The following is a 24,740-nucleotide window of genomic DNA, read 5'->3' as shown; positions in this document are numbered from 1 at the left end:
AGCGCCGTCGCTCAAGCGCGACAGAGGCTCGGCGATGCGCCCATGGCCTGGCTATTTGAACGCACCGCTCAAGCCTGGTGCCAGCAAGATGGTGCGCGCCACGCCTTCAAAGGGTTGAGCTTGTGGGCTATGGATGGCGCCACGCTGCGCACCCCGGACAGCCCCGCCAATCGTGAGCACTTCGGCGCTCAGGGCTATGCCAGCGGTAAGGTGGCTAGCTACCCGCAGGTGCGGGCCGTGACGCTGACCTCGATTCCGACCCATCTCGTCGCCAACATCGCGTTCGGCCGTTACGACACGAATGAGATGCTCTATGCCAAGCAACTGCTGGAGCAGATCCCGGATCACTCGTTGACGGTATTCGACAAGGGCTTTCTGTCCGCCGAAATTCTGTGCGGCCTGAGCTCGGGTGAGCGCAATCGCCACTTCCTGATTCCGGCCAAGTCCAATACACGGTGGGAGGTGATATCGGGCAAGCCTGACGATGCTTTGGTGCGCATGCGCGTGTCACCACAAGCACGGAAGAAGTGCCCTGAATTGCCCGAATGGTGGACGGCCCGCGCGATTCGCGTACTGGATGCGGCAGGCCGCGAGCGGGTGCTGCTGACTTCACTGACTGACCGCCGCCGCTTCAAAATGGCCGATCTGGACGCCTGCTATGAGCGCCGCTGGCAGGTTGAAACCAGCTACCGCGAGCTCAAGCAATCGATGCTCGGGCGCGAGCTGACGCTGCGCAGCCGAACGGTTGAAGGCATTTACCAGGAAATCTGGGGGGCATTGATCGCCTACAACCTGATTCGTCGCGAGATGGCCGGCGCGGCCTTTGAGGCCAAGTGCGAACCGACCGAACTGAGCTTCATTCGGTCGTTCCATCTCATCCAGCACGAGATGATGTGGGCCGCACGCACACCTGCCTTTGCCAAGCTGCCCGCCGTTCTCAAGCGACTTCGCGAGCACCTCAAGCTACTCATCAATGTAAAACGGCCCGATCGCAAATGCGATCGGGCCGTCAAGTCCCGTCCTGCTCGCTATTCCGTTCGATATCTTCGGAAAAACCTTAACTGAACGGCATTACCCCATCGGGGCGCTTTTTCTTCCGGTGTACGGCGAAGTTGCCGGCGGCTCAGAAGCGATGACGCAGGCCGGCGGTCACCGCGATCTGCTTGTTGGTCGACGAAGCGCCGCCGAGGCCATTGACATAGGCGCCGATGCCCAGGCCGTCCGTGCTGACTCGCTGATACACGCCTTGCACATACACGTCGGTCCGCTTGGACAGCGCATAGTCGGTCTGCAGGTTGAACTGATTCCAGCCCGGATGGCGGCCGTCCAGGAAACCGGCGGTGTACGTGTACGACCCGGCCAGCGACAAGGCCGGCGTGAGCGCGTAGCGCGCGTTCACTTCGTAGTTGTTGAAGCGGGCGAACGTGCCGTCGAGACCCAGGCCGCTCGACACGCCCGACGCACCCGCGGAGATGCCGAGCGCCCGGTTCACGCGCGTTTGCGTGAACACGAAGCCGGCCGTTGCGGGGCCGAACGTGTAGTTCAGGCCGCCGCCGAACACGCGCTGACGCTTGCCGACGAACGTGTTGTCGCCTGCCACCGCGCCGCCGCTGTTGGTGACCGAAGCCGACGTGAGCCCCGAGATGTCATTGTTCAACTGCAGGTAGCCGGCGCCGATATTGAAGCCGGCGTAGCTGTACGACACACCCGCGCTGTAGGCGCGATTGTTCGAGAACTGGCTGCTGTTCGAGAAGCCGTACAACGCGCCGAACTTCAGGCCGCCGAAGTTCACGCTCGTGTACTTGACGGAGTTATTGATCCGGAACGAATTGTTCAGGTTGTCGTTGTCGAACGGGTGGGCAAACTGGGTGCCGCCGAATTGCGTGCCGGTCAGCGACAGCGGCCCGATGTAGTCGACGACGCTATCGTACTGGCGACCAAGGGTGACGGAGCCAAACTGGTCCTGCGACAGGCCGACGAATGCCTGGCGGCCGAATTCGCGGCCATTTTGGCCGAGCGTGCCGTTGGCGATGTTAAAGCCGTTTTCCAGCACGAAGATCGCTTTCAGGCCGCCGCCGAGATCTTCCGTGCCGCGCAAGCCCCAGCGGCTGCCGTTGATCTGGCCGCTGCGTTCGGACCATGAGCTGTGGCCACCCTGATTGTTCGTGTAGGTGATGCCGGCATCGATCAGGCCGTACAGCGTAACGCTGCTTTGAGCATGGGCTGCGGTAACGAATACACCCGACAACGCGGTGACGATCAGGGTTTTTTCATGGATCTGTCTCCAAACAGGATGATGTCGATCGAGCCTGCGACGGACTGGCCGTGTTGTGCTTGAGCGGTAGCCGATCCGGCAGAGCGGCAGGGCGCTTATCAGAAAGCCATCTGCAGTGTACGGAGTGTGCGAAGCGGGGACGGCTTCCGCTTTAAGAAATAATGTATTTTGGAATCCGCAAAAATCGACGGAATCGCGCAAACGGTTGCTGGACAAGGATTTGCGGCGGCGCAGCGAACGGAAATAGTGATCAGGACTGCGTAGCGGGCGTTGCGCGATTGCGACAGACGGTCAGCAGCGGGCGGGGGCAGCCATAGCGCGATTATTGACACATCGGCAATAGAGGTTTGTGTGGAGCATGGATAATGAAAGGTAGTTCTCTGGCTATACTGCGATCTCTGCTTTCCGAAGCAGACTTTTTCGTTGACGGAAAAGATCTCCAAACCTTTGTCGGCGCGACTTCCCAGTCGCGCTTTTTTTTGCCCCGCTGCCCGGTGCACTACTGCGTGTACGAGCGGCGCTTGCGCTTGCCCGCGGGCGCAGCATCTTCTGCTTCGATCGGCGGCGGCGTGTAGGTCCAGTCTTCCATCACGTAGTGACGGGCATCCAGCGGCGATGCGAGCAGGTTCTGCCAATGATCGCCGTGCCACGTCATATCGAATTCGGCATCGCACGGCGCTTCGCGCGCGGACTCGGCCAGGGCGCGGGACTTGCGACGTACGCGTCCGAGCCGGCTCGCGAAGCGCTTGATTCCGTCCAGCCACATGACCCTCTCCTTCCTTTCGGCGTTGATTCAGGATCGCAACGTCCCCGGATTTCCGCAACCCGGAAAAAACCCGAGGATTTTACCGAGTCGATTCGTCCCCGGTAGGAATTTCATGGTCGCGATTATTCATGATCCGATCCCGGTAATATTGACAGGTTTTTGATCCGCATCATATTAATCAAGGGGATGGTGTACCGATTCCAGCGGTATTAGCACCTTTTCGCTAAAACGGGCGCCAAAAATTTTCTTGACGCACCCGGATTGTCCAATTTATAAAGTCAGCACTCCGTCCTCGGGCGGCGTGCTGGTGCGGGTGCTGGCGCAATGTTTCGGGATTTCGGGTAACGGCTATAAAAATAGCTATTTTGATCTTATCGAGTGGGGAACGAAGACATGGATACCGGTATCGTGAAATGGTTTAACGATGCTAAAGGTTTTGGCTTTATTACATCGGACAATGGCGGTGAAGATTTGTTTGCGCACTTTTCCGAAATCCGGATGGAAGGCTTCAAGACGCTGAAGGAAAACCAGCGTGTCTCGTTCGACGTCAAAGTCGGGCCGAAAGGCAAGCAGGCAGCGAATATCCAGGCGGTCTGACGCGCCACGCCTTGCCGATCACGTCCGGCCCCCGCATCGCGGGGGCTTTTTGTTTTCCGGGGACGGAACGGTCCAGCCCGGGCTGGCCGCGAGTACGCATGCCGGTGCATACTCACGAAAGCATCGTTTCCCCAGCCTTTTCATGTCCGATTCCCGTCCGTCCGATCCCGCCAGCGAACAGCCGCTCGTCTTCGTCGACCTTGAAACCACCGGCGGCTCGTCCGCCGACCACCGCATCACCGAAATCGGCGTGGTCGAAATCGGGCCGCTCGGCGTGTCGACGTGGACGAGCCTCGTCAATCCGGGGCAGGCGATCCCGCCGTTCATCCAGCAACTGACGGGTATCTCGGACGCGATGGTGCGCGATGCGCCGACGTTCGCGTCGCTCGCGCCGGCGCTGTTCGAGCGGCTCGACGGCAAGCTGTTCGTCGCGCACAACGCGAGCTTCGACCGCGGCTTCCTGCGTGCCGAATTCGAGCGCGCCGGGCTCGCCTTCAATCCCGATGTGCTCTGTACCGTGCGGCTGTCGCGCGCGCTGTTTCCGCGCGAATCGCGGCACGGGCTCGATGCGTTGATCGAACGGCACGGGCTCGTTCCGGCCGCGCGCCACCGGGCGCTGGCCGATGCCGATCTGCTCTGGCAGTTCTGGCGCCGGTTGCACGACATCGTGCCGCTCGAGCGGCTGCGCGACCAGATCGCGCGGACGACGCGCCACTTCCGTCTGGGCGGCGATCTGACCGAGGCCTGGCTGGATACCGCGCCGGCAGGGTGCGGCGCGTATGCGCTGTTCGGGGAGCGTGACGAAGCGCTGTATGTCGGCCGCAGCGTGCGCGTGCGGCAGCGGCTGCGCGCGTTGCTGACCGGCGAGCGCCGGTCGTCGAAGGAAATGCGTCTGGCGCAGCAGGTGCGGCGCGTCGAATGGCGCGAGACCGGCAACGAGCTGGGGGCGATGCTCGCCGAAGCGCAATGGATCGCCCGGTTGCGCCCGTCTTACAACCGGCGCCCGGCGGCCGATGCCGCCCGCGCGGGCGGTGCACCCTGGCCGTTCGACGGCGCCGTCGCGTTCGAGGCGAACGGCGAGCGTCGCCTGTTTCATGTGATCGACGGCTGGTGCTATCTCGGTTCGGCGGAATCGCTCGACGCGGCCGCGCGGCTTGTGGCCGACGCGGCGGGCGGTGCGTTCGAACCCTTCACCCATCGGCTGTTGCAGACGCATCTCGCGCGCGGTCTGCAGGTGATTCCGCTCATGGCGCTGACACCGGCGGACTGAGCGCCGCGACGTGATCCGCCCGCCGCGTCAGCCGATCGCGCTGGCCCCGCCGGCGGAACAGATGTGCGACAGCGCGGTATCGAGCGCTTGCGTCTGCATGGAATCGTAGCGCGTGAGTGTCTTCCAGCTCGCGATGCTGCGCGCGAGCCGCGCCTGGCAATCGGGTGCCTCGCGAAGCGGGGCGACCTGCGCGAGACCGGCGAGCATCTTCTGCGTCAGCCGGTCGAGTGCCGGCCGCGTGCTGGTCGCGAGATCTGGCGGCGTGCCTTCCGGCGGCCGCGTCGTGCGCCAGGTCGCGAACAACGCGTTCTGCACGTCCTTGCTCGCCGCGATCTGATCCTCGAAGAACGTTCGGGCGAACGCGGGATCGACGCCGGTCTGGACGGCACGCTTTTCGACCGACGCAAGCAGTGCCGCTTCGCGCGGCTGGTCTTCGATCGCCTTGTGATTCGCCCATTTCCATCGCGCCACGGGTTCGGCGAGCGCGAGGCGCTGCGACGCGAGCGCCACGATGTTGGTGAGGGCGGTGTCGTCGCCGTCTGCATGGGCGTTAGGCGCGGACGAAAGGAGGGCGGCGCCGAACGCGGCGGCGGCAAGGCTGGCACGAATGGCTTGCTTCATCGGAACGATCGGGAGAGCCGGGCGGGCCGGATGTGGAAAACGAGAAGGATAGACGAAGACAGTCGCGCGGCGTAACGTCGCGACAGGAGAATCAGCAGGCGAGCTGATCCGGCACCGTCAGGCTGTTGCGGCCCGGGTGCGAGGCGAACGGCGCGCGAGGCGCACGGATGAACCGCACGATAGCGATGATCGACACGTGGCGGTTACAGAACCGAACTGACGTTCACTTCGGCGAGTACAGCTTGTGCTGCTCGTCGAAGAATGCCCGAACGTGCTCGGGCAACTCGGCGAGGAATTCCACGCCGACGGGTTCCGGATCCGGGCTCATCACTTGCTCGGGCGGTGGCATGCGAGTCGGTCTTTCGTCCATGATCGTTTCTCCAGCAGGTTCAATGATTATCAACCTCGTGCTCGGATTTATGCCAGCGGCGAATCGTTAGATTTTGTCTCTGTTGTATTAACGGCACATGCGCTCCTGCGCGCGGTGCGATGCCCGGTATTGCACGCTGCGCGATCGGCAACAATCGGGCCGCTTGTTATACTTGCGCGCACTTTTTCCTGGACCGCGATGAGACGAACGACGCGATGGATCGGCCTCGTATGGCTGGCGCTGGTACTGAACGTACTGTCGCCGGTCGTCGGCTACGCGCGTCTCGCGTCGAGCGGCTCCGGCGCGCTCACGCTCGAGTTGTGCAGTGCAGCGGGGGCGCGTCACGTCGTGCTCGCGCAAGCGGGCGACGATCGCGACACGTCGTCGTTCGACCATGCCGGCGTCCCGCATTGCGTGTACTGCCCCGGCTTCGCGGCGAACCTCGCGCTGGGCACGAGCCTGCCCGCGATGCCGGGCTTCGTGCGGACGTTCGCGTACCGCGTGGCCGCGCCCGTCATTCCCGATGTGCGCCGCAAGGGCATCCGTCTCGCGCAGCCGCGCGGCCCGCCTGAAAACGTTCCGGTCTGATTGATGTCGTCCGCGCGCCCCGGTGGCGCGCGAGCCGCTCGCGGCCCCGGTCCGCGCGTCGCATCGATCGTGCGCGGCGCGCGCACCCGTGTCCGGCGGCGTCCGATCACGTTTTCAGGAACTCACTCATGTCGTCTACCTTTGCCGCGCGGCCGTCGCGCGGCCGGCTCGCGCTCGCCTGCGCGGCCGCTTTCGCATGGCCAGCCGCTCACGCGGCTTCGGCCGACGATCTACGTGCCGAGGTCGCCCGCCGCGCAGGCGTCGATCATCCCGCCCCCGCCGCGCCGGCTTCCGCCGGTGTCGCTGCATCGGCCGCACCGGCAGGCGAGACGCTGTCCGCCGTCAGCGTGAGCGCACAGCGGCAACCGGTCGACCCGGATACGCCGGCCGTCGTCACGTCGATCACGCGCGAGCGGATCGAGGCACACACCAACGTCACCACCGAGGACGCGCTCAAATACGCGTCGAACCTGATGGTCCGCAAGCGCTATATCGGCGACCGCAACAGCATCTTCGCGGGCCGCGACTTCAACGAACTGCAGAGCGCGCGCGGGCTCGTCTATGCGGACGGCGTGCTGCTGTCGAACCTGCTCGGTTCGAGCTACGCGTACCCGCCGCGCTGGTCGCTCGTTCCGCCCGACGATATCGCGCGCGTCGACGTGCTCTACGGCCCGTTTTCCGCGCTGTATCCGGGCAACGCGATCGGCTCGACCGTGCTGCTCGCCACGCGCCGCCCGGAACGGCTCGAGGCGTCGCTGTCGACGCAGTTCTTCACGCAGCGTTACCGCGACGGCTACGGGTTCGCGGACAGCTTCGGCGGCAATCACCAGACCGCGCGGATCGCGAATCGCGTCGGCCGGTTCTGGTTCGCGCTGTCGCTCGACCGGCTGGAGAACAACGGCCAGCCGATGCAGTACGCGAGCCCCAATGCGGCCTACAACCCGAAACTGGGCGCCGCCGTACCCGTGACGGGCGCCGCGACCGACATCGGACCCAACGGCAAGCCGCGGACCATCGTCGGCGCGCAGACGATCGAGCGGACCGAGCAGCTCAACGAGACGGTCCGGATGGGCTACGCGTTCACCGATCGCGTCGATGCGACACTGACGCTCGGGCATTGGGAAAACCATTACCGGCAGCACGGCGAAACCTTCCTGCGCGATGCGGCCGGCAATCCTGTCTACGGCGGCAACGTGTCGATCGGCGGGCGCAACATGACCGTCGCGCCGAACGCATTCGCGCCGCAGCGCGGCGACCAGGAGAACTGGCTGTACGCGCTCGGGTTGAACGGCCGGCTCGATTCCGGCTGGCGGCTGTCGGGCATCGTGTCGGCGTACGACGTCTCGCGCGACGTGCTGCGCGCGGCCTCGACCGTGCAGGGCGGGGCGGGCACGCTGTTCCAGGGTGACGGCACCGGCTGGCGCACGCTCGACCTGAAGGCCGAGGCGCCGGAAGTGAAAGGCCATACGTTCACGTTCGGCTATCACTACGACAACTACTTCCTGCGCAACGTCACGTACAACACGGCCGACTGGCTGGCCGGGCCGACCACGTCGCTCGCGAGCGTCTATCGAGGCGACACGCGCACGCAGGCGCTGTTCGGGCAGGACGCGTGGCGCTTCGCGCCGGGCTGGCTCGCGACGCTCGGGCTGCGCTACGAGCGCTGGGATGCATATGGCGGCGCGCTCGGCAATGCGAGCGGTACGCTCGGCTACGCGGACCGCGGCGCGAACGCGCTGTCGCCGAAAGTCGCGCTGCAATGGGACGCGACCGAGGTCTGGCGCTTCCGGCTGTCGTTCGCGACCGGCACGCGGTTCCCGACGGTCGGTGAACTGTTCCAGGGCACGATTTCGAACAACGCGATCGTCAACAACAACCCGAACCTGAGGCCGGAAAAGGCGATCGACTGGGATTTCACGGCCGAACGCGACGTGGGCGTCGGCGTCGTGCGCGCCAGCGTGTTCCAGAGCGACCTGCGCGATTCGATCTACAGCCAGACGACGGTGTCGGGCGCGACCACCGTCACGAACATCTCGAACGTCGACCGAGTGCGCGTGCGCGGGGTCGAACTCGCGTTCAGCGGCGAAAACGTCGGGCTGCGCGGGCTCGACGTCGACGCGAACGTATCGGCGAGCAACGCGCAGATTCTCGCCGATGCCGCGAATCCGGCCTACGTCGGTTCGCGTTTTCCGCGCATTCCGCGCATGCGCGCGAACCTGCTCGCGTCGTATCGCTTCGACGAGCACTGGCTGGCGAGCGTCGGCGTGCGCTACTCGGGCCGCCAGTTCAACACGCTCGACAACAGCGACGTGAATCCGGACGTGTACGGCGGCACGAGCTCGTTTACGGTCGTCGATCTGAAGGCGCGCTACCGCTTCGATCGTCACTGGAGCGCGTCGGCCGGCATCGACAACCTGACGGATCGCCGCTACTACACGTTCCACCCGTATCCGGGCCGCACTTTCTATGGAGAACTGAAATGGTCGCTGTGAACTCGTGGCCGCGAGCGGCGCTCGATGCGCGATGGAGGGGGGAGCGGCCGCGCACCGTATCGATCGGGCGCGATGGTGGGCGTGAAGCGCGCCGCGGATGGCTGACGGCCGACGCGTTCGACGGGCGGTTGCAGCACGCGAAGCGCTGACGAAGCGGCCGGCGCGCGGCGAGCGGGCCGCGCGCCGGCCCGATGCAAAAACGCGCCCGAAGGCGCGTGGAGAGAAACGTCAGGCCGCTCGCCTGAATAGCCGGATCACGAACAGCAGGATCACCGCGCCGATGACCGCGACGATCACCGAGCCGATGAAGCCGCTGCCGATACTGATGCCGAGCAAACCGGCCAGCCAGCCGCCGATCACCGCGCCGACGATCCCGACGATGATGTCGACGATCAGCCCGAAGCCGCCGCCCTTCACGAGCAATCCGGCAAGCCAGCCGGCGATCGCGCCGATGATGAGCCACATAATCAAGCCATGAGTCATGGTGGTCCTCTCCTTGGGTTGAGTCGAAATGACCGGGCACGGGCTGTCGCATGCCGCAAGCTGGTTGAAAGCGGCCGCGGCCACCGTACCGCCCACGCAATGTAACGCGATAGACGGGTCGGAATCGTTAAGTAATGTTATGCACCCTCAAGGAGATTTTCCAGGGAATTTGTCTGCCTACGGCACGATTCGTGCGCGCCCGATGCGCGGTGAAATGAGTGTGTATGGATGGGTTGCGGCTGAAGTCGGGTGGTCGGGCGTGTTATCGCCGGTGTGTCGTTGCCGGCGGGTAGTTTTGTCCGCGGCATCGTCGACCGCTTCGATCGACAACAGCGCAAAACGGACGACGAAGGGGGCTTCGGCTTTGCCGATCCGAGGCGCCGTGTGGCGTGTGGCACAGATGGGTGTGGGGGAGGGCACGGCGGTGGCCGAATGCGTACGCGAAGATCGTGCACTGCGCCGCCGAACGACTTCAGAATTTCGGCGCCGGAAAGAGAAAAGGTCTGACAAGCGATGCTTGTCAGACCTTTATGTCTTGGTGCCGGAGATAGGAGTCGAACCTACGACCTTCGCATTACGAATGCGCTGCTCTACCAACTGAGCTACACCGGCAGCAGAGAAATGAAATTATATGGTGAAATCCGCGATCTTGGCAATAGGTTTTGCGAAATTTTTTCAGCTTCCTGCGGCTGCTTCGCGAAACCCTCGATCCGGCGGACTTTCCGCTTTCACTTCACTGCGACGCAACCCGTTAGGGCCACATCGCGAAGGCGCGATTGTACTGAGGTCTCGCGCCTGCGTCCAGTGCTGCAGTGCAATTATTTTGCTTCGCCGTGATAGCGAGTCACGCGCTCCACTTCGTTCTTCGAACCGAGGAACACGGGCACGCGCTGGTGCAGGCCGGTCGGCTGCACTTCCATGATGCGCTGCGTGCCGGTCGTCGCGGCGCCACCCGCCTGTTCGACGATGAACGACATCGGGTTCGCTTCGTACATCAGGCGCAGCTTGCCCGGACGATCGGGCGTGCGCTTGTCGGCCGGGTACATGAAGATGCCGCCGCGGTTCAGGATCCGGTGCACGTCGGCCACCATCGATGCGATCCAGCGCATGTTGAAGTTGTCGCCGCGCGGGCCGTCCTTGCCGGCGTTCAGCTCGTCGACGTAGCGCTTGACCGGGTCGTACCAGTGGCGGGCGTTCGATGCGTTGATCGCGTATTCGCGCGTGTCGGCCGGGATCTGCATGTTGCTCTGCGTGAGCACCCACGAGCCGACTTCGCGGTCGAGCGTGAAGCAGTTCACGCCGTTGCCGGTCGTCAGCACGAACACCGTCTGCGGGCCGTAGACGGCGTAGCCGGCCGCGACCTGCTGCGTGCCGGGCTGCAGGAACGATTCTTCGGTCGCCTGCTTGCCGTCCGGGCAGCGCAGCACCGAGAAGATCGTGCCGATCGACACGTTCACGTCGATGTTCGACGAGCCGTCGAGCGGATCGAACACGAGCAGGTATTCGCCGCGCGGGTAGTTCGCCGGGATCGGGAAGAACGTTTCCATTTCCTCCGACGCCATCGCGGCGAGGTTGCCGCCCCATTCGTTCGCGTCGAGCAGGATTTCGTTCGACAGGATGTCGAGCTTCTTCTGCACTTCGCCCTGGACGTTCTCGCTGCCGGCGGTGCCGAGCGCATCGCCGAGCGCGCCCTTCGACACGTTGTAGCTGATCGCCTTGCACGCGCGGGCGACGACTTCGATCAGCAGGCGCAGGTCGGCGGGGAGGTTGTTGGTCTCACGTTGCTGTTCGATCAGGAACTTCGACAGCGTGGTGCGGCGGGCAATGGACATGACAGACTCCGAAAGGCCAAAGAATCCTTGAATGGCCGCAATTTTACCCGTCGCGCCTCGGGCGCCGCCGGCTTTTTTCGTCCGGTTACATGGCCGGGCCGCCGAATCGACCGGTTCCGGCGGCGGTGACGGGCGGCGCGCATCGCGGCGATGGCCGGCCGGGCGGTCCGACCCCGCGATCCGGCGCGGTTTCGGCCGCGAACGCGCAATAAAAAAGCCGGCGGCCGCGTGAGGCGGCGCCGGCTCGATCGCTCAGACGCGGCAGGTCGATCGCGCGATTTACGCGAGCGCCTTCTCGACGATCTCGCGCACGTCGCGCGATTTCGCGCCGGCGGCGACTTGTTCGAGCGCCTCGCGCATCCGGTCGCGCAGCGCCGGCGTGAAGCGGCGCCACAGTTCGAGCGAGCGCGCGAGACGCGCCGCGACCTGCGGGTTGATCGCGTCGAGCGCGAGCACCTGTTCGGCCCAGAACGCATAGCCCGAACCGTCGGCCGCGTGGAATTGCGCGGGATTGGCCGCGCAGAAGCTGAAGATCAGCGAGCGTGCGCGGTTCGGGTTCTTCAGGTTGAACGCCGGGTGTGCGAGCAGCCTGCGCACCTTCGCGAGCGTCGGGTGCGCGGGTGTACCGCGTTGCGCCGCCTGCATCGCGAACCACTTGTCGATCACGAGCGCTTCCTTTTCGAAGCGGCGATAGAAGTCGTCGAGTGCCTGTTCGGCCGGCTCGTTGGCCCCGCCGGCGGCCGCGGACAGCAGCGCGCCAAGTGCAGCTGCGCGGTCGGTCATGTTGTTCGCCGCGTCGTACTGCGCCGTGGCGAGGCGCACGGCATCGGCCGGATCGTCGAGTTCGGCCAGATACGCGAGCGCGAGGTTCTTCAGCGCGCGGCGGCCCGAGGCTTCCGGCGTCGGCGCGTAGGCGCCGGGCGTCTGGTGCTGCTCGTACGCGGCGAGCCAGTCGGCGCGCAACGCGGTCGCGAGCTGGCGGCGCACGAACTGCCGGGCACGATGCACGGCGGCCGGATCGGCCTCGGCCATCTGGTCGGCGAGGTAGGTTTCCGACGGCAGCGTCAGCGCGAGTTCGCGGAACGCCGGCGACAGGCTTTCATCGGTCAGCACGCGCCGGAACGCGGCGACGAAGTTCTCGCCGAGCGTGAGCGGCTCGTTCGCGGCAGCGCGCGAAGCGAGCGTCAGCAGCGCGCGCGTCGCGAGGCGCTGGCCGGCCTCCCAGCGGTTGAACGGGTCGCTGTCGTGCGCGAGCAGGAACGCGAGATCGTCGTCGCTGTAGTCGTACTCGACGATCACCGGCGACGAGAAGTTGCGCAGCAGCGACGGCAGCGGCGCTTGCGGCACGTCGACGAACGTGAAGGTCTGCTCGGTTTCAGTGAACTCGAGCACGCGCGTCGTGCCCGATGAGGCGGCTTCGCCGTCGAGACGCAGCGGCAGGTCGCGGCCGTCGCGGCCGATGAGGCCGATCGCGAACGGGATCAGCAGCGGCCCTTGCTGCGTCTCGCGCGCGGCCGGCGACGCGTCGCCGTAGCCTTGCGCGAGGGTGACCGTATAGCGGCGCGCGGCCGCGTCGTACGCGGTGCGCACCGACACGCGCGGCGTGCCGGCCTGGCTGTACCAGCGCTCGAACTGCGCGAGGTCGCGCCCGTTCGCGTCGGCCATCGCATGACGGAAGTCGTCGCAAGTCACCGCGTGGCCGTCGTGGCGCTTGAAGTAGAGGTCCATCCCCTTGCGGAAGCCGTCGCGGCCGAACAGCGTCTGGTACATCCGCACGACTTCCGAGCCCTTCTCGTAGACGGTCATCGTGTAGAAGTTGTTGATCTCGACGTAGCTCTCCGGGCGCACCGGGTGCGCCATCGGGCCGGCATCCTCGGCGAACTGCAACTGGCGCAGCACGCGCACGTCCTCGATGCGCTTGACCGCGCGGGCCGCCGAATCGACGTCGTCGCCCGCGGCCATGTCGGCCGAGAATTCCTGGTCGCGGAATACCGTCAGGCCTTCCTTCAGGCTCAACTGGAACCAGTCGCGGCAGGTCACGCGGTTGCCGGTCCAGTTGTGGAAGTACTCGTGGCCGACCACCGACTCGATGTTCGCGAAATCGGTGTCGGTCGCGGTCTCGGGGTTCGCGAGCACGTACTTCGTGTTGAAGATGTTGAGCCCCTTGTTCTCCATCGCGCCCATGTTGAAGTCGCCGACCGCGACGATCATGAAGCGGTCGAGATCGAGCTCGAGGCCGAAGCGCTTTTCATCCCAGCGGATCGAGTGGATCAGCGAATCCATCGCGTGACGCGTCTTGTCGAGATCGGCCGGCTCGACCCACACCTGCAGCAGCTTTTCCTTGCCGGAGCCGGTCGTGATCGTTTCCTCGATCGCGACGAGCTTGCCGGCGACCAGCGCGAACAGGTAGCTCGGCTTGCGGAACGGGTCTTCCCACTTCGCGAAGTGGCGGCCGTCGGGCAGGTCGCCCGAATCGACGAGGTTGCCGTTCGACAGCAGCACCGGGTAAGCGGCCTTGTCGGCGCGCAGCGTGACCGTGTACGACGCCATCACGTCGGGGCGGTCGAGGAAGTAGGTGATGCGGCGAAAGCCTTCGGCCTCGCACTGCGTGAAGAAGTTGCCGCTCGACACGTAGAGGCCCGACAGCGTCGTATTCTGGTCGGGCGCGCATGCGCTTTCGAGCGTCAGCTCGAACGCGTCGGGCACGTTCTCGACCGTCAGCCCGTGCTCGTGCGCGCGCACCGCGCCGTGCGGCGCGCCGTCCAGCCGTGCGCCGAGGAATTCGAGCGCCTCGCCCATCAGCTCCAGGTGCGGCGCGGGCGCGGCATCCGGATTGCGGCGCACGCGCATCGTGTTCCTGACGATCGTGCGGGCCGGCGCGAGATCGAATTCGAGTGCGACGGAATCGATGAGGAAGGCCGGCGGCGTGTAGTCGGCGCGGCGGATCACGGTGGAGGAGGCGTTGTCGGACATGGTCGTCGAGATCGGTGGAGTGGGGGACGGGGCCCGTCGCGCGGGCCAGGCGAACCGGGTCATTGTACAAAGGCTTGCGGCTGCGTGCCGGGCGAACTTTTTACCGCTTCCGGCAGTCCGCGTATTATCGACATCCCGTTGTGGTTCGCGCGGTGCGACGAACGGGTGACGGATCGACGAGGATCGACATGAAACGCGAATGGATTTTTCGCGGTGCGGGCTGGGCGGCGGCGCTGTGCGTCGCGCTGCTGACCGGCTGCACCAGCTACGTGACTACCCGGGTCACGGCCTTCTCCGACTGGAGCGGCAGCGACGCGACGCGCACCTATGCGTTCACGCGCACGGACGCACAGAAGAACAGCATCGAGCAGTCGACCTACGAGCCGATCGTCGCGAACGAGCTGTCCGCGTATGCGTTCCGGCAGGTGCCGCCGTCGCAGGCGCGCTATCTCGTCGGGCTGACCTATGCGGTCGGCAGCGATCTGGTGACGGTGCCGCAGCCGGTCTACTATGACCCGTGGTTCATGGGGCCGGGGCCGTACTGGCGGGGCGGCCCGTGGAGTCCCTGGGGTCCGTGGGGCCCCTGGGGGCCGATGCCGGCCGGCTATGTCGCGCAGACGTACCAGGTGTTCGACTACACGCTCGGCATCCGCATCACCGAGCGCGCGACGGGCAAGGAGGTCTACAACGTGTCCGCGCGCACGACCGGCGACAACGGCACGCTGCTGTACGCGATGCCGTTCCTCGCGCGCAGCGCGCTCGCCGATTTCCCGTTGTCGAACGGGGCGGTCCGCACGGTCCGGCTGCCGGTCGACAAGCGCGGCGGGCCGGCGGCGCCGGCTTCCAACGAGCGCGCGGCGCCGGCTGCAGCCGCCTCGGGCGCGGCCGTCGCGAAGTAAGCGGTATCCCGATTGGCGCGGCCGCCCGGCCGCGCCGGGCCACCTTCCTTTCCGTCAGACCCCGACGCCCAGCAGCGCCAGCGCGCCGAGCACGACGAACAGCACGGCCGCGATCCCGTGCACGAGCTTCGTCGGCAGGCGGTGCGCGAAGCGGTCGCCCAGCAGGATCGCCGGCACGTTCGCGAGCATCATCCCGAACGTCGTGCCGGCCACGACACCGATGTAATCCTGAAAGCGCGCGGCCAGCGCGACGGTCGCGATCTGCGTCTTGTCGCCCATTTCCGCGAGGAAGAACGCCACCAGCGTCGCGCCGAACACGCCGAGCCGCGAGCGGGTCGCATTGGCTTCGTCCTCGTCGAGCTTGTCCGGCACGAGAATCCACAGCCCCATCGCGATGAACGAGAACGCGAGTGCCCAGCGCATGATCGACGGCGTGACGAGCGCGCCGAGCCATTCGCCGAGCGCGCCTGCGAAGCCGTGGTTGACGAGCGTCGCGACGAGCACGCCGAGAATGATCGGCACCGGCTTGCGATAGCGCGCGGCCAGAACGAGGGAAAGCAGTTGGGTCTTGTCGCCGATTTCAGCGAGGGCGACGGCGCCGGTGGAGATCAGGAAGGCTTGAGACACGAATGGGGTTCCACGGGCCGTTGTTGTGCGTGCGAGCGACGATCCGCCGCGCGCCGGGCCCTGATGCGGCGCGCAGTGAACCATCGGTCTCGCCAGGCCAACGTGGCTGCGTCCGCCATGGCCGAACGGCCAAGTCTGTTGACGGACGCCTCCGTCACGATGCGCGCCGGGGGCGCGGGACATCGAGCGGAGCGGCTACTCCCCAATGAGCGGCGAATTCTAGCACGGTGCGTCGTACGCCGGAAAGCGGCCGGGCCGCCATAAGACGCACCGCGGCGGGTTCGATTGCCGGCACGCACGGCGGGGAAGCTGCCGCACGCGCCGAAACGGGGTGCCCGCGAGCGTTACGCGGCGGCCGGGCGGCGGGCGCTGCCGCGCTCGTGCACGAGTTTGCCGGCTGCGTAAGTGCGGCATACCGCGCGGTCGTCGCCGAGCAGCGCGAACGCGAACAGCAGTTCCTCGAGCGAATCCGCGCGCGCCGTGCGGCGCGCGAGCAGCGGCGTCGCCTGCGGATCGAGCACGACGAAGTCGGCTTCGGTGCGCGGCGCGAGCGTGCCGACCGTGTCGGCGAGGTCGAGCGCCTGCGCGGCGCCGGCCGTCGCGAGCCAGAACATCCGCGTGGCGCTCAGGTGGTGGCCCGACAGCCGCGCGACCTTGTGCGCCTCGTTCATCGTCTGCAGCATCGAGAACGACGTACCGCCGCCGACGTCGGTCGCGAGCGTGACGGGCACGTCGTATTCGCCGGCCTTGTCGAAATCGAACAGCCCGCTGCCGAGGAAGAAGTTCGACGTCGGGCAGTGTGCGACGACGGTGCGCGTGTCGGCCATCCGGCGGCGATCCTCGTCGTCGAGATGGATGCAGTGGCCGTACACCGCGCGCGGACGCAGCAGCCCGTAGCGGTCGTAGATGTCGAGATAGCTGCGATGGCCGGGGAACAGCTCGGCGGCCCATTTCACTTCGTCGACGTTTTCCGCGACGTGGCTTTGCACGAACACGTCCGGATGGCGGCGCGCGAGTTCGCCGCACGCCTCGAGCTGCGCCTCGGTCGACGTCGGCGCGAAGCGCGGCGTGAGCGCGTACATCTGGCGGCCCTTGCCGTGCCAGCGGCCGATCAGCTCGGCGCTGTCGTCATAGCCCGACTGCGCGGTGTCGCGCAGGAATTCGGGGCAGTTGCGGTCCATCAGCACCTTGCCGGCGATCATCCGCAGGTCGCGCGCGTCGCTGGCCGCGAACAGCGCATCGGCCGATTGCTTGTGCACCGTGCAGTAGACGAGCGCGCTCGTCGTGCCGCACGCGAGCAGTTCGTCGACGAAGAAGTCGGCGACTTCGCGCGCATGCCCGGGGTCGCCGAACCGGCGCTCGGTCGGGAACGTGTACTTGTCGAGCCACGGCAGCAGGCCCGGCGCCGGCGACGCGATCATGTCCGTCTGCGGATAGTGGATGTGCGTGTCGATGAAGCCGGGCACGATCAGCTTGTCGCGCAGGTCGTGAACCACCGCATCGCGTGCGAGCGTCGCGGCGAGCTGTGCATGCGGGCCGGCCGCGACGACCTTGCCGTCGTCGACGATCAGGAGCCCGTCGGTCTCGTAATTCGCGGCCTGGCTCGATTGCGCCGGATCGCCGTTGAAGGTCAGCAGTTGGGAACGGAAAGCGGTTTGCGTCATGACGAAGAATCCTGCATCAAGGTAAGGCGAACAGAAGAAAGCGATCGACGCCGCACGAGGGCGGGACGGTGCTTCGCGAGCGGCGGCGGCACGCGGCGTGCGGCACGGCCGAAGGCGATGGCGCGGGCGAACGTGGCGGCCGAAGCCGCCGGCGCGTGGTTGCCCGCGCACCTTGCGGCCGTTGCACCCGCATCCGGTGCGGCGGCGAACGGCACGGCAAGCGGCGACGGCCCGCGTGCGCGGACGGCGCTGCGCCGCGCCGTCGCCCGGCTTGCACGCAGGCGGCCGGCCCGGCGCAAGGCCGGACCGGTGATCGCGAAGCGGATGCCGTTGCCGTGTCTCATCTGTCTAGCGTTCCTCGATGCGGGCCGTCACGCGGCCTGCCAGTACGCGTCGAGGCGCGCGTACAGTGCGTCGCGCTGCGCCGGTTCGATGAACGACGCCTCGAAGCCGTTGCGGATCACCGCATGGACTTCGGCATCCGTGAGTTGCAGCCCTTCGGCCGTCGCGAAGTAGTTTTCATTGACGTAGCCGCCGAAATAGGCGGGATCGTCGGAGTTGATCGTCACCGCGACGCCGCGGTCGAGCAGCGCCTTCAGCGTGTGCTTCGTCATGTCGTCGAACACGCACAGCTTCAGGTTCGACAGCGGGCACACGGTGAGCGCCGTGCGTGTTTTCGCGAGGCGCTCGACGAGCGCGGCGTCCTCGATGCTGCGCACGCCGTGGTCGATCCGGTCGACCTTCAGCACGTCGAGCGCTTCGTAGATGTAGGCGGGCGGGCCTTCCTCGCCGGCGTGCGCGACGAGCTTCAGCCCGAGCGCGCGCGCCTTGTCGAACACGCGGGCGAACTTCTTCGGCGGATGGCCGAGCTCGGACGAATCGAGGCCCACGCCGATCAGGCGATGACGATAGCGTTCGAACAGCGGCAACGCGGATTCGAATGTCGCGAGCGCGTCCTCTTCGGACAGGTGGCGCAGGAAGCACAGGATCAGCTTGCTCGACAGCCCGCGGCGTTCGGCATCGGCGAGCGCGCGCTCGATGCCCGCGACGACCGTCTCGATCGGCACGCCGCGCTCGGTGTGGGTCTGAGGGTCGAAGAACAGTTCGGTGTGGACGACGTTGTCGGCGAGCGCGCGTTCGCAGTACGCGGCCGTCATGTCGTAGAAATCCTGCTCGGTGAGCAGCACGCTCGCGCCGGCGTAGTAGATGTCGAGGAACGACTGCAGATCGGTGAACGCGTACGCGGCGCGCAGCGCATCGATCGAGTCGTACGCGAGCTTCACGCCGTTGCGCTGCGCGAGCGCGAAGATCAGTTCGGGCTCGAGCGAGCCTTCGATATGGATGTGCAGCTCCGCTTTCGGCGCGCGGGCAATCTTGTCCTTGAATGTCGGGGTCATGGCGTCGTTCTTGGTCGGTCAGTGGGTAGGGGAAGCCTGCGCGGACGCGTTCGCCTCGACGGCCTGCAGCAACTGTGCGGCCACCGAGATCGCGATCACTTCGGGCGCCTTGTCGACGATGCCTTCGACACCGATCGGGCAGCGCATCCGCGCGACCTGGGCCGGGTCGATGCCGATCGCGGCGAGCCGGTGATCGAACTGCATGCGTTTCGTGCGCGAGCCGGTCATCCCGAAGTATGCATAGTCGCCGCGTCGCAGGATGCGCTCGGCCAGCACGAAATCGAGTGCGTGGTCGTGCGTCATCACGACGAAGTAGGACTGCGGCGGCGCCGCGTCGACCGCATCGGCCGGGGCAGCGGTCGCGTCGATCGCGAGGTTGCCGATGCCGGCGAGCGCGTCGGCCGGCGGGAACGCCGCATCGGGCCGGTCGATCCAGCGCACGCGGCACGGCAGCGTCGCCAGTACCTTCACGAGCGCGGTGCCGATGTGCCCGGCGCCGAACAGCACGACGGGGAACGCATACGGCGCGATCGTTTCGGTCATCAGCGAGACGCCGCCGGTTTCCCACAGCAGGCAGTCGGCACGCGCGGCTTCCGATTCGGGCTCGCTCAACAGCGGCGCGCCCGGCGAGGGGCCGAATGATACGCTACGCACGGTCGCGGCGCCGGCCGCGACGCGCTTCGCGAGCGACATGATCCAGCCGAGGTCGCCGACGTCGAGCCGCTCGAACGCGAGCACCACGGCGCCGCCGCAGCACTGGCCGAGGCTCGGGCCGAGCGCGAGCCGCTCGAGCCGGCGTGCGTGCGGCACGTGCGCGCCGTCCTTCAGCAGGTGCCGCGCGATCTCGATCGCCTTCCATTCCAGATGACCGCCGCCGATCGTATGGCGCGCCGTGTCGCGCGTGACGAGCATCTTGGTGCCGGCTTCGCGCGGTGCGGAGCCGTCGGTGTGCGCGACCGTCACGAGCACGGCCGCTTCGCCGTGCGCGAGCAGTTGCTGCAGATCGCCGAGCCAGGTTTCCATCAGCACGCTCCGTTCGGGACGATGCGGCGCGACGCGCGGCGCGGGCTGGCGGGCGCGGCGGCAACGAGGACGGACGGAGGCGCGGCAGACCGGCGGCACGGCCGATGCCGTGCGGCGGCCGTGCACTGACGGCGTGCGCGGACGGCGCCGCCGGACGCGCGGACGCCATGAGGGTGATGGATGCGGATGGTTTGCGTTGTCATGATGAATCCAGTCGACATTGCGGATCGGGCGCGCGTTACGCAGCAAGCGGTGAGACCGCCCGGCCTCGCGCACGTAGATCGCCATCCAGCTCCGAAGATAGCACTGCCACGCGGCGGGAACATGGCCGGGCAGTGATCCGCGCTATCAGGCGGCGATCATGTCGATCATAGGCCCGCCGCGCGGGATCGGGGCGCCGATACATGCACATCGGGCCGAAACGCACGTGGGGCGGGGCGGGGGCGCGGAGATCGCGCGACGCGCGCCGGGCCGGAAACCCGGGCGGCGGCAGGGTAGGGGTTGACGCGCGGCGACCGGGCAGGGCCCGCGCGGGCGTCGGCCGCGGCCGGGTGACGACCGGCCGGCCGCGCGCGATCCGTTCGGTCGGGTCGCGGGCCATGGGCCGGCACCGCCGCCGGCCGCTCAGCTCGCGAGCTTGCGGCGATGGCGCCAGAGGCTCGCGACGACCGCGACCAGGATCACGGCGAAGCCGATCAGCGCCCAGCCGGGCAGCAGGATGCCGAAGATCGGCGGGTAGACGGTTTCGCACAGCCCGGCGACCTTGAACATGCCGGGGAACCACTGCGCGGGCGGCAGGCTGTCGACGATCGGCTGCAGCGTGTCGAAGCCGCAACTGAAGCCCGGATTCATCTGGATCGACAGGTGCCGCGCGGCCGTGCCGACACCGCCGGCCGCGGCGATCGCGATCAGCAGCTCGAGCACCCAGACGCCGCGCCAGTTGCGGATCCCGGCGGCCAGGAACGCGAAGATCCCGATCGCGCAGAAGAAGTAGCGCTGGATGATGCACAGCGGGCACGGGTCTTCGTTCTTCACGTACTGCAGGTACAGCGCGCCGGCCAGCAGGGCGATGCACACCCATCCGAGCAGCATCAGCAGGCGGCGTTCGCGGCGTAGTGCAAGCGTGTGGTCGTTCATGTCGGCGGGGTTCCTCGTCGGTCGGTCCGGAAAACAATCGCGCGATTTTAGCGCGAATGATCTGGCACGAAACTGACAGTCCGCGTGCGGCACCCTGCCGCACGTGCGCGGGCCGCCGCCGCTCGGCTTGCGATCGGCCGTTGCGGTCAGCGGATCGTGTTCAGCACGGCCTCGACCGACTGGCCGATCGCAAGCAGCGCGTCGTCGCGATGCGGCGCCGCCGCGAGCATCAGGCCGACCGGTGCCGCGTCGCGCGGATGACACGGCAGCGACAGCCCGCACGCATCGAGGAAGTTGAACGCGCTCGGGTTGCGCAGGATCAGCGCGTTGGTGCGCGTGAACGCGTCGTCGTCCGTTTCGAGTTCGGCGATGCGCGGCGGCACGACCGGCACCGTCGGCGCGACGAGCGCGTCGAAGCGCGACCAGACCGTGTGCGCGGCTTCGTCGAGCATCGCGGCGCGTGCGGCGAGCAGGTCCAGATAGTCGGCCGCGGTCGCGGGCTCGCCCTTCAGGATTCGCGTCAGCACGCGCGGGTCGTACTGGTCGCGATGCGTGGCGAGCAGCGGGCGATGCCACGCGTACGCCTCGATCGGCGAGAAGCCGAAACGGTTGATCTCCGGCAGCCGGTCGAGCGCGGGAAAGCGTACTTCGGTGACGATCGCGCCGGCGGCTTCGAGATGCTTGAGTGCGGTGTCGAGCGCGGCGGCGACGTCCGCATCGACGCCGTCCGTCACGTAGTTCGTCAGCACGCCGAGCCGTACGCCTTCGAGCGGGCGGGCAGCCGGCACGTGCGGCTCCAGCCCCGCCAGCATCCGGTCGACGAGCGCGCAGCACGCGACCGTCAGGCCGATCGGGCCGAACGAGTCGAGCGTCGTCGACAGCGGCACGCCGCCTTGCGTCGGGATCCGGCTCGCGGTCGGCTTGAAGCCCGTCAGCCCGCACAGCGCGGCCGGAATGCGGATCGAGCCGCCGGTGTCGGTGCCGAGCGCGACGGCGGCCATCCCGTCGGCGACCGACGCGGCCGCCCCCGACGACGAGCCGCCCGAAATCCGTGCGTCGCCCGGCACGTCGCGGCGGTACGGCGAGCGCGGGTTGCCGAAGTGCGGATTCAGCCCCAGCCCCGAGAACGCGAACTCGCTCATGTTGGTGCGACCGACCAGCACCGCGCCTGCGCGCTTGAGCCGCGCGACGGCGACCGCATCGGTGCGCGCGGCCGGCGCGCCGTCGAGCACGCGCGACCCCGCGCGCGTGACCTGGCCCGCGACGTCGAACAGGTCCTTGACCGACACGGGAATGCCCGCGAGCGGCGACAGCACGGTGCCCGCGGCGCGCAGCCGGTCGTGCGCGTCGGCGGCCGCGCGTGCGTTGTCGGCATCGACTTCGGTGAAGACGACGGCGCCCTGGCCCGACGGATCGGCGATCCGGTCGAGCGCGGTGTCGACGAGCGCGCGGCTCGTGGTCCGGCCGGCGGCGAGGTCGGCGGCGAGCTGGGCGAGCGGGGGGAACGGCGTGAAGGTGGTCATGGCGGCTCAGGGGCGAAGATGTTGAACAAGCGTGGAGCGGAACGAATCGATATGGCTTTCGACGGCCGCGCGCGCGCCGGCGGCGTCGCGTGCGGACAGCCGGTCGAACAGCGCGCGATGTTCGTGCTGGACATCGGCGAGATGATGCGGTTCGGACAGCGTGACGAACCAGAAGCGCAGCGAGCGCTCGTGCAGCGCGCGCAGGATGTCGGCGAGCACCGCGTTGCGCGCGGCCGCGGCGATCGTCTGATGAAACGCACGGTCGAGTTCCATCATGCCCTCGACGTCGTGCGTGTCGACGCAGGCCTGCCCGTCGTCGAGCAGCGCGGCCAGGCGCGCGAGATCGTCGGGCGTCGCATGGCGCGCGGTGAGTTCGGCGCAGTGCGCTTCGTTGATGCGCCGCACGTCGATCACCGCGACGATGTCGTCGAGCGACAGCGGCTGCACCATCAAGCCCTTGCGCGGCATCACGGACAGCAGCCCTTCGAGCACGAGCCGATGCACGGCCTGGTGCACCGGCGTGCGGCCGATTCCCGTGCGCGCGACGAGGTCGGCTTCGTTGAGCGCGGCGCCCGGCTTCAGGCGCATCGTGATGATGTCGCGCTGGATCAGCGCGTACGCGCGATCGGCGAGGCTGGCCGGCGATGCGGCAGGGCGGTCGCGGGTGACGTCGGACAAGGTACTCATAGGGGTTGCGGCACGGGGGCCGGAAGGGGCGCGATCACGGCGCGGATGCTCGGGAAGCGTGGCGATCGCTGGATATTATTGTGATATATCACCGATGTCCAGCGTGACCAACGCGAGGGGGCCGATGCCGGCGCATGAGCCGAACCGCGCCGCGCCGCGACTTGCCACCGGCCTGCAACAATATCGACAGGATGTTGCAGGTTTACCGCGCGATCGTGCACTCAAGCATAATGAATCCTCGTCTATCCATACGCGCGAGCGACGTACCAGACCATCGTCATGAGCGAAAACACGCCTTCCCCGGCCGGTCTGCCCGGCACCTCTTCCGCTTCTTCCGATTCCCCCCGTCCCGATCCGGCGAAAACGCCCGATGCGCCGGCCAAGCAGGCCGCCGCGCAGAACGTCGCCGATGACGGCGCATCGCCCGTCACGGCCGCATCCGAGCCGGGGGCGCCCGGTGCGGCAGGCGCTGTTGCCGGTGGTGCCGACGTGGCCGCGCCGCCGAAGCCGGGTGCGCCGCCGCCCGGCTTCGGCGCGCAGCCCGATTTCGACACGCCGCGACCGCCGCCCGCGAACGCGCAGAATGCGCCGCCGGCCTACCTGAAGCAGAGCGACACGCCGTGGTCGGTGTTCGGCCGGATCGTCGCGGCGCGCGCGCGGCGGCTGTTCGACCGCGCCGGCCAGCGCATCACGCAGCGCACGCTGCGCATCGGCGTCTCGGCGCGGATCTTCCATCCGGAGCCGGGCGCGAAGGGGCTGCGCGGCAAGACGCTGCAATATCTCGAGGAATCGATCGCGCACTGGGTGATGTCGCGCGACGTGCTCGTGTTCATGATTCCGACCGTCGGGCATCAGGGCATGATCCATCCGAGCAATATCCGCCTGCGCGATTACGCGAAGCATCTCGACGGGCTGCTGCTGCAAGGCGGCGCCGACGTGTCGCCGCAAACCTACGCGGCGTCGGATGCGCGTCCCGAATGGCCGGGCGATCGCGTGCGCGACATGTACGAGCTCGAGCTGCTGCACGAATTCATCGAGTCCGGCAAACCGGTGCTCGGCGTGTGTCGCGGCTGCCAGCTGATCAACGTCGCGTTCGGCGGCTCGCTGTACCAGGACATCGCGACCGACGTGCCGACCGCGAATGCGCACGTGAGCGAGCATTACGACCAGCATCGTCACGCGATCCGCTTTCCCGACTCGTCGACGCTCGCGAGCATGTTCCCGGGGCGCAGCGAAGCGATCGTCAACTCGATTCACCACCAGGCGATCCGCGATCTCGGCCGCGATCTGAACATCGAGGCCGTGTCGGCCGGCGACGGGATCATCGAAGGCATTCGCCATCGGCGTTCGCCGTTCGTCGTCGGCGTGCAGTGGCATCCGGAGTTCCATCGCGCGGGCGGCGCGGAGCTGCTCGACTGCACGCCGCTGCTCGATGCATTCCTGCGTGCGGCGCGCGAAACGCGCCTGTAGCACGCCGTATTTTCCGCGTTGGGCGAAGGCCGGCCGCATCCCGACA

General features: G+C 67.2%; 22 protein-coding genes, 1 tRNA gene, 1 pseudogene and 1 riboswitch. Of the genes and pseudogenes, 8 read left to right on the top strand and 16 right to left on the bottom strand.

What is annotated here, in order from left to right:
• Positions 1-1,065 (top strand): IS4 family transposase (locus HWX62_RS10040; protein WP_175985127.1); only part of this gene is annotated, 1,065 nt, incomplete at its 5' end.
• Between the two features lie 58 nt (positions 1,066-1,123).
• Here HWX62_RS10040 and HWX62_RS10035 read toward each other — a convergent pair.
• Positions 1,124-2,278: a porin gene (locus HWX62_RS10035; RefSeq protein WP_175985129.1), complete on the bottom strand. Its 1,155-nt coding sequence runs from the start codon at positions 2,276-2,278 to the stop codon at positions 1,124-1,126.
• A gap of 496 nt (positions 2,279-2,774) precedes the next feature.
• Entirely contained in the window at positions 2,775-3,041 is a 267-nt protein-coding gene (locus tag HWX62_RS10030; protein WP_175929723.1) for a hypothetical protein, read from the bottom strand.
• A 393-nt stretch (positions 3,042-3,434) separates the two neighbouring features.
• Here HWX62_RS10030 and HWX62_RS10025 point away from each other — a divergent pair, with 393 nt between their 5' ends.
• Together HWX62_RS10025 and HWX62_RS10020 are read left to right on the top strand one after the other, a co-directional pair.
• Entirely contained in the window at positions 3,435-3,638 is a 204-nt protein-coding gene (locus HWX62_RS10025) for a cold-shock protein (protein ID WP_059499959.1), read from the top strand.
• Between the two features lie 142 nt (positions 3,639-3,780).
• Positions 3,781-4,908 carry an exonuclease domain-containing protein gene (locus tag HWX62_RS10020; RefSeq protein WP_175929722.1) on the top strand — a complete coding sequence of 376 codons (1,128 nt, stop codon included), beginning with the start codon at positions 3,781-3,783 and terminating at the stop codon, positions 4,906-4,908.
• A gap of 27 nt (positions 4,909-4,935) precedes the next feature.
• Here HWX62_RS10020 and HWX62_RS10015 read toward each other — a convergent pair whose 3' ends face one another.
• A complete protein-coding gene (locus HWX62_RS10015) occupies positions 4,936-5,529 on the bottom strand; it encodes a chorismate mutase (protein WP_175929721.1) in 594 nt (197 codons plus the stop codon).
• A 223-nt stretch (positions 5,530-5,752) separates the two neighbouring features.
• Positions 5,753-5,857: a chorismate mutase gene (locus HWX62_RS10010; RefSeq protein WP_162484450.1), complete on the bottom strand. Its 105-nt coding sequence runs from the start codon at positions 5,855-5,857 to the stop codon at positions 5,753-5,755.
• 240 nt (positions 5,858-6,097) lie between these two features.
• Between HWX62_RS10010 and HWX62_RS10005 the strand changes: the two genes are divergently transcribed.
• The 3 genes and pseudogenes from HWX62_RS10005 to HWX62_RS33040 form a co-directional block, all read left to right on the top strand.
• Positions 6,098-6,487: a DUF2946 domain-containing protein gene (locus HWX62_RS10005; RefSeq protein ID WP_175929720.1), complete on the top strand. Its 390-nt coding sequence runs from the start codon at positions 6,098-6,100 to the stop codon at positions 6,485-6,487.
• Positions 6,488-6,615: 128 nt separating this feature from the next.
• Complete coding sequence (locus tag HWX62_RS10000) at positions 6,616-8,979, top strand: TonB-dependent receptor (RefSeq protein ID WP_175929719.1); 2,364 nt, start codon at positions 6,616-6,618, stop codon at positions 8,977-8,979.
• Positions 8,980-8,990: 11 nt separating this feature from the next.
• A pseudogene (locus tag HWX62_RS33040) lies at positions 8,991-9,128 on the top strand (TlpA family protein disulfide reductase); the annotation flags it as partial.
• Between the two features lie 79 nt (positions 9,129-9,207).
• Here HWX62_RS33040 and HWX62_RS09995 read toward each other — a convergent pair.
• The 4 genes from HWX62_RS09995 to pepN form a co-directional block, all read right to left on the bottom strand.
• A complete protein-coding gene (locus HWX62_RS09995) occupies positions 9,208-9,462 on the bottom strand; it encodes a GlsB/YeaQ/YmgE family stress response membrane protein (RefSeq protein WP_006476609.1) in 255 nt (84 codons plus the stop codon).
• Between the two features lie 536 nt (positions 9,463-9,998).
• Positions 9,999-10,074 (bottom strand) — tRNA-Thr (locus HWX62_RS09990).
• A 206-nt stretch (positions 10,075-10,280) separates the two neighbouring features.
• A complete protein-coding gene (locus HWX62_RS09985; RefSeq protein ID WP_175929718.1) occupies positions 10,281-11,294 on the bottom strand; it encodes a class 1 fructose-bisphosphatase in 1,014 nt (337 codons plus the stop codon).
• Positions 11,295-11,573: 279 nt separating this feature from the next.
• Positions 11,574-14,267: an aminopeptidase N gene (gene pepN, locus HWX62_RS09980; protein WP_175929717.1), complete on the bottom strand. Its 2,694-nt coding sequence runs from the start codon at positions 14,265-14,267 to the stop codon at positions 11,574-11,576.
• 188 nt (positions 14,268-14,455) lie between these two features.
• Here pepN and HWX62_RS09975 point away from each other — a divergent pair, with 188 nt between their 5' ends.
• On the top strand, positions 14,456-15,166 hold the full coding sequence (locus HWX62_RS09975) for a DUF4136 domain-containing protein (protein ID WP_175929716.1): 711 nt from the start codon (positions 14,456-14,458) through the stop codon (positions 15,164-15,166).
• A gap of 54 nt (positions 15,167-15,220) precedes the next feature.
• Here the strand turns inward: HWX62_RS09975 and HWX62_RS09970 are convergent, their stop codons facing one another.
• From HWX62_RS09970 to HWX62_RS09935, 8 genes are all read right to left on the bottom strand, one after another.
• Entirely contained in the window at positions 15,221-15,793 is a 573-nt protein-coding gene (locus tag HWX62_RS09970) for a TMEM165/GDT1 family protein (RefSeq protein WP_126360255.1), read from the bottom strand.
• A 78-nt stretch (positions 15,794-15,871) separates the two neighbouring features.
• Positions 15,872-16,009: riboswitch (yybP-ykoY riboswitch) on the bottom strand.
• Between the two features lie 128 nt (positions 16,010-16,137).
• A complete protein-coding gene (guaD, locus tag HWX62_RS09965; protein ID WP_175929715.1) occupies positions 16,138-17,457 on the bottom strand; it encodes a guanine deaminase in 1,320 nt (439 codons plus the stop codon).
• On the bottom strand, positions 17,454-17,801 hold the full coding sequence (locus HWX62_RS09960; protein ID WP_175929714.1) for a hypothetical protein: 348 nt from the start codon (positions 17,799-17,801) through the stop codon (positions 17,454-17,456). The genes guaD and HWX62_RS09960 overlap by 4 nt, the downstream gene beginning before the upstream one ends.
• 27 nt (positions 17,802-17,828) lie before the next feature.
• The gene (locus HWX62_RS09955; RefSeq protein WP_175929713.1) at positions 17,829-18,854 is read right to left on the bottom strand and encodes an adenosine deaminase; all 1,026 of its coding nucleotides are present in this window, start codon (positions 18,852-18,854) and stop codon (positions 17,829-17,831) included.
• Positions 18,855-18,872: 18 nt separating this feature from the next.
• Positions 18,873-19,877 (bottom strand): xanthine dehydrogenase accessory protein XdhC, encoded by a 1,005-nt coding sequence (xdhC, locus tag HWX62_RS09950; protein WP_175929712.1) that lies wholly within the window; start codon positions 19,875-19,877, stop codon positions 18,873-18,875.
• 624 nt (positions 19,878-20,501) lie between these two features.
• Entirely contained in the window at positions 20,502-21,014 is a 513-nt protein-coding gene (locus HWX62_RS09945; protein WP_175929711.1) for a disulfide bond formation protein B, read from the bottom strand.
• A 146-nt stretch (positions 21,015-21,160) separates the two neighbouring features.
• Complete coding sequence (locus HWX62_RS09940; RefSeq protein WP_175929710.1) at positions 21,161-22,537, bottom strand: amidase; 1,377 nt, start codon at positions 22,535-22,537, stop codon at positions 21,161-21,163.
• A gap of 6 nt (positions 22,538-22,543) precedes the next feature.
• Entirely contained in the window at positions 22,544-23,224 is a 681-nt protein-coding gene (locus HWX62_RS09935) for a GntR family transcriptional regulator (protein ID WP_175929709.1), read from the bottom strand.
• A gap of 279 nt (positions 23,225-23,503) precedes the next feature.
• On the opposite strand from HWX62_RS09935, the gene HWX62_RS09930 reads away from it, so the two are divergent.
• Positions 23,504-24,694: a type 1 glutamine amidotransferase gene (locus HWX62_RS09930; RefSeq protein WP_175929708.1), complete on the top strand. Its 1,191-nt coding sequence runs from the start codon at positions 23,504-23,506 to the stop codon at positions 24,692-24,694.
• Positions 24,695-24,740: the final 46 nt, after the last annotated feature.

Origin of the sequence: Burkholderia sp. BCC0506 (genome assembly GCF_902833145.1) — a bacterium.
In the GTDB taxonomy this organism is placed as follows: Bacteria; Pseudomonadota; Gammaproteobacteria; order Burkholderiales; family Burkholderiaceae; genus Burkholderia.
This window is presented reverse-complemented; position numbering and strand designations above follow the sequence as displayed.

Bases quoted from the DNA above. Each gene is read 5' to 3' on its own strand.
- HWX62_RS10030 (WP_175929723.1), bottom strand. From the start codon at position 3,041: ATGTGGCTGGACGGAATCAAGCGCTTCGCGAGCCGGCTCGGACGCGTA.
- HWX62_RS10025 (WP_059499959.1), top strand. From the start codon at position 3,435: ATGGATACCGGTATCGTGAAATGGTTTAACGATGCTAAAGGTTTTGGC.
- HWX62_RS10020 (WP_175929722.1), top strand. From the start codon at position 3,781: ATGTCCGATTCCCGTCCGTCCGATCCCGCCAGCGAACAGCCGCTCGTC.
- HWX62_RS10015 (WP_175929721.1), bottom strand. From the start codon at position 5,529: ATGAAGCAAGCCATTCGTGCCAGCCTTGCCGCCGCCGCGTTCGGCGCC.
- HWX62_RS10010 (WP_162484450.1), bottom strand. From the start codon at position 5,857: ATGAGCCCGGATCCGGAACCCGTCGGCGTGGAATTCCTCGCCGAGTTG.
- HWX62_RS10005 (WP_175929720.1), top strand. From the start codon at position 6,098: ATGAGACGAACGACGCGATGGATCGGCCTCGTATGGCTGGCGCTGGTA.
- HWX62_RS10000 (WP_175929719.1), top strand. From the start codon at position 6,616: ATGTCGTCTACCTTTGCCGCGCGGCCGTCGCGCGGCCGGCTCGCGCTC.
- HWX62_RS09995 (WP_006476609.1), bottom strand. From the start codon at position 9,462: ATGACTCATGGCTTGATTATGTGGCTCATCATCGGCGCGATCGCCGGC.
- HWX62_RS09985 (WP_175929718.1), bottom strand. From the start codon at position 11,294: ATGTCCATTGCCCGCCGCACCACGCTGTCGAAGTTCCTGATCGAACAG.
- pepN (WP_175929717.1), bottom strand. From the start codon at position 14,267: ATGTCCGACAACGCCTCCTCCACCGTGATCCGCCGCGCCGACTACACG.
- HWX62_RS09975 (WP_175929716.1), top strand. From the start codon at position 14,456: ATGAAACGCGAATGGATTTTTCGCGGTGCGGGCTGGGCGGCGGCGCTG.
- guaD (WP_175929715.1), bottom strand. From the start codon at position 17,457: ATGACGCAAACCGCTTTCCGTTCCCAACTGCTGACCTTCAACGGCGAT.
- HWX62_RS09960 (WP_175929714.1), bottom strand. From the start codon at position 17,801: ATGAGACACGGCAACGGCATCCGCTTCGCGATCACCGGTCCGGCCTTG.
- HWX62_RS09955 (WP_175929713.1), bottom strand. From the start codon at position 18,854: ATGACCCCGACATTCAAGGACAAGATTGCCCGCGCGCCGAAAGCGGAG.
- xdhC (WP_175929712.1), bottom strand. From the start codon at position 19,877: ATGGAAACCTGGCTCGGCGATCTGCAGCAACTGCTCGCGCACGGCGAA.
- HWX62_RS09945 (WP_175929711.1), bottom strand. From the start codon at position 21,014: ATGAACGACCACACGCTTGCACTACGCCGCGAACGCCGCCTGCTGATG.
- HWX62_RS09940 (WP_175929710.1), bottom strand. From the start codon at position 22,537: ATGACCACCTTCACGCCGTTCCCCCCGCTCGCCCAGCTCGCCGCCGAC.
- HWX62_RS09935 (WP_175929709.1), bottom strand. From the start codon at position 23,224: ATGAGTACCTTGTCCGACGTCACCCGCGACCGCCCTGCCGCATCGCCG.
- HWX62_RS09930 (WP_175929708.1), top strand. From the start codon at position 23,504: ATGAGCGAAAACACGCCTTCCCCGGCCGGTCTGCCCGGCACCTCTTCC.